Source organism: Mycobacterium sp. (assembly GCF_036273375.1).
GTDB lineage: Bacteria > Actinomycetota > Actinomycetes > Mycobacteriales > Mycobacteriaceae > Mycobacterium.
Map to the genome: position 1 here is coordinate 1 of NZ_DASUHS010000222.1, position 3,997 is coordinate 3,997.

Consider the following 3,997-nt stretch of genomic DNA (forward strand, 5'->3'; position numbering starts at 1 on the left):
CAGCCGTCTCGCCACCTAACAGCTTGACGGCGACCATCCGGTCCTTAACGGTGTCGTACGCGCGGTAGACCTCGCCCATTGTCCCGGTGCCGATCAGTGAGCGCAGCTCGTACGGCCCGAACCGGGTACCGAGCCGCGAACCGCGGGACGAGAAGGTCAAATCAGCATTCCTTTCTCAAGACAGTCCAGCTCGCGAATTCCCGAATTGGGCGTCGACATAACGTGCGCAGCCTCACGCGTGTCGCTACACCGAGACAATGCCGCTATGGTGCGTCGGCCAGTTGACCAACAGGATCGGCCTGCACAACCGCGCCAACCCCACACTAGCGGCGTCTGCGCTCGCAGGCAGACCGCAATCGCGAGCCGCACCCCCCGATACAGTGAGTGACTGTCCGGCACGTAAGAAGGTGAGGCCTTCGATGACCGACATGACGGCGCAGTTCGCGGAGATCGTCGGCGAGCACAACCTGCTTACGGGCGACGCCATTTCCGAGGACTATTCGCACGACGAGGTGCTGACCAAGCCGCCGCAAAAACCGGCATACCTGGCCAAACCCGCGACCGCCGACGAAGTCGCGCACCTGCTCAAGGTCGCCACCGAAAACCGCGTGCCGGTGACGGCCCGCGGCTCGGGCACGGGCTTGTCGGGCGCGGCGATCCCCCGCGCGGACGGGCTGCTGATCTCCTTCGAGCGCATGAACGTCGTGCTGGAGGTCGACGTCACTAACCAGGTAGCGGTCGTGCAACCCGGGGTGACGCTCACCGAACTGGACGACGCCACCGCCGGCACGGGGCTGCGGTACATGGTGCATCCGGGCGAGTTGTCGTCCAGCGTCGGCGGCAACGTCGGTACCAACGCCGGCGGCATGCGCGCGGTCAAGTACGGCACCGCCCGCAATAACGTGCTCGGGCTGCAGGCGGCGCTGCCCACCGGCGAGCTCATCCGCACCGGCGGCAAGATCGCGAAGGTCTCCAGCGGCTACGACCTGACCCAGCTCATCGTCGGCTCCGAAGGCACCCTGGCCCTGGCCACCGAGGTGACCGTCAAGCTGCATCCGCGGCTCGACCACAGCGCCACCGTGCTCGCACCATTCTCCGACTTCGACCAAGTCATGGAGGCAGTGCCCAAGATCCTCGCCAGCGGCCTGACGCCCTACATCCTGGAATACATCGACAACGTGACGATGGCCGCGCTGGTCCATACCCAGAATCTCGAGCTGGGCGTTCCCGATAACATCCGCGACAGCTGTCAGGCCTATCTGGTTGTGGCACTTGAGAATCGGACCGCGGACCGGTTGGACGAGGACGTCGAGAAGACCGGTGAACTGCTCGCTGAACTCGGTGCCGTGGACGCTTATGTGCTCGAAGGCGGCTCGGCGCGCAAACTCATCGAGGCGCGCGAGAAGGCATTCTGGACGCTCAAGGCGCTCAACGCCGACGACCTCATCGACGCCGTCGTGCCGCGCGGCGCGATGCCGAAGTTTCTTTCCGGCGCGCGCGGTCTGGCGGCGGCGGCCGGTGGTGCGGCGGCGGGCTGCGGACACGCCGGTGACGGCAACGTGCACCTGGCCATCTTCTGCCCGGACCCGGCGATACGAAAGAGGCTGCTGACCGACATCTTCGCGCTGGCAATGGAATTGGGTGGCGCGATCTCCGGCGAGCACGGTCTGGGCCGTGCCAAGGCCCGGTACTTCGTCGAGCTCGAGGACCCGGTCAAGGTCGACCTGATGCGCCGCATCAAGGCGAGCTTCGATCCCGCGGGCATCCTCAACCCCGACGTCGCGTTCGCGGCGGACGACGCGTAATCCGCCGTCTCGCCGCCGCGAGTTGTCGCTCGAAGGCGGGCAAAAGACGTGTCGCCCGGCGGAGAAGCGCAAGTGGCGCCGGTGACTAACCGCGCCTGAAGTGCCCCTGACTAACTCGGCCCGGTCACCATCGGCATCAAATAGTTGCGCACGTAGCTGCGGGTGTCATCGATGGTGGCCAGGTTGATGCTGGTGTGCGGGGTCACGATGAACGACAGCGTCAGGCGGGTGTGCAGCTCGGAGACGGTGCGCAGGTGGCGCTCTTGTGCCGCTGTGGTTTTCGACGTGCCGTAGAGCTCGGTGCGTAACAGTCCCATGGTGTGCTCGGTGGCGTAGTCGAGGATGGCGCCCGCGTCGATGGTCAGGCTGGGCAGAATGGTTTCGGGCTCGGTGCGCAACAACTTCTTGAGCAGAGCGTGCTCCCGCATGAACGTCACCGAGAACACCGTGCTGTAGACCATGCGGTCTTCAAATGTCTCAGCATGCGCGCGGGCCTGCGCACTGCCCTCGAGGTAGCGCCGCGCTTCGGCGAGCACGACGGCATCGATGAGCGCCGCCTTGGTCGGAAAGCGGCGGTACAAGGTGGCGCGGCCGACGCCGCTGCGCCGCGCGACGTCTTCCATGGTGATCCGGCGCATGCCGACGAGTTCGGCCTGCTCGATCGTGGCGCCCAGAATGCGGGCGGTGATCTCGTCGGGATTGACGACCTGGGCAAGAACGACCGGGTCCGGCTCGGTGAGGCGCCGGACGAACTCCGCCGTTCGAGTCGTTGTCATCGATCCCTCCTTGCCGGTTCGTCGCCGCCGTCGTATCGTAGCGATCGAAGCGTGTGAGACATTGAGAGTCTCATTGTATCGCATGTTGCATCTCTGAATGGCCCTTCGGGAGGAATCGTTATGCAAGTCGGACTCAGGGCCCGGTGGGCGGCCATGCACGGCGTACCGCGGGCGTACTTCGCCGTCCAGGCGCGCCGCGGCGACCCGCTGGCCCGGCTGCTGCGCACCGGCGCCTCGGGCGAAGACCGCTACGCGTTGATGGAGGAGATCCGGGCGCGCGGACCGGTGGTGCGTTCCCCGTTCGTGTGGGCGAGCGTCGACCATTCTGTATGCCGACAAATCTTGCGAGACAAGTGCTTTAGTGTCACCCCGCCCGCCGAGATGGAGTTGCCCGGGCCGCTGAAGGCGCTGATCGCCAAGACCGACCCGGGCGTGGCCAATCCTGTGGAGCCGCCAGCCATGGTGATCGTGAATCCGCCCGATCACACCCGCTATCGGCATCTGGTGGCCCAAAGTTTCACCCCGCGCGCCATCGACTCCCTGGAAACCCGGGTCGTCGAGGTGACCATGGACTTGATCGAACGCATCACCGCCACACCACAACCCGATTTGATCGCCGACTTCGCGATGCAATTGCCGGTCGCCATCATCGCCGAAATCCTTGGCCTGCCGGCCGATTCCTACCCCCGCATGCTGGAGTGGGGCCGCAGCGGCTCTCCGTTGCTCGATATCGGGATCGACTGGAAGACCTACCGCGGCGCCATCGACGGCCTACGCGGCGCCGATGACTACCTGCTGGAGCATTTCCACAAGCTGCGCGCCGGCCAGCAGAGTGACAATCCGTTTGGCCGCATGGTCGCCGACGGCTCCATGACCGACCGCGAGCTCACCGCCAACGCCGCGCTGATCGTCGGCGCGGGTTTCGAAACGACGGTGAATCTGATCGGCAACGGGATTGTCCTACTGCTGCACCATCCCGAGCAATTGGCGCTGCTGCACGACAATCCGGACCTGTGGCCCAACGCCGTCGAGGAGATCCTGCGGCTCGCCAGCCCAGTTCAGATGACCGCGCGCACCCCGGATTGCGACGTCGAAATCGCCGGAACACACATCGCGGCCGGCAACATGGTCGCACTGTTCCTCGGTGGCGCCAACCGTGACCCACAAATCTTCACAGAGCCAACCAGATTCGACATCACCCGGCCCAACGCACGCGACCACCTGGCTTTCGCGTCCGGCATCCACGCCTGCCTCGGCGCCGCCCTGGCTCGCATCGAAGGCGCCACCGCACTGCGCGCACTCTTCGAAACCTTCCCCGATCTGCGCCTCACCGCTCCCCCACAGCGGCGGGGCCTGATCAATTTGCACGGGTACTCGCGGCTGCCGGCCCAACTCGGCGGCCGCAGAACGACTTCC

General features: G+C 65.7%; 3 protein-coding genes and 1 pseudogene. 2 read left to right on the forward strand and 2 right to left on the reverse strand.

Annotated elements, in window-relative coordinates; all coding sequences use genetic code 11:
* Positions 1 to 160 (reverse strand): annotated as a pseudogene (locus VFW69_RS19995) (serine/threonine protein kinase); the annotation flags it as partial.
* A gap of 259 nt (positions 161 to 419) precedes the next feature.
* Between VFW69_RS19995 and VFW69_RS20000 the strand changes: the two are divergent.
* Positions 420 to 1,805, forward strand: coding sequence for an FAD-binding oxidoreductase (locus VFW69_RS20000; protein WP_526503810.1), 1,386 nt, complete (start codon positions 420 to 422; stop codon positions 1,803 to 1,805).
* A gap of 110 nt (positions 1,806 to 1,915) precedes the next feature.
* On the opposite strand, the gene VFW69_RS20005 is transcribed toward VFW69_RS20000, so the two are convergent.
* Entirely contained in the window at positions 1,916 to 2,581 is a 666-nt protein-coding gene (locus VFW69_RS20005; RefSeq protein WP_526503812.1) for a TetR/AcrR family transcriptional regulator, read from the reverse strand.
* Positions 2,582 to 2,701: 120 nt separating this feature from the next.
* Between VFW69_RS20005 and VFW69_RS20010 the strand changes: the two genes are divergently transcribed.
* On the forward strand, positions 2,702 to 3,997 hold a 1,296-nt coding region (locus VFW69_RS20010; RefSeq protein WP_526503814.1), incomplete at its 3' end, for a cytochrome P450.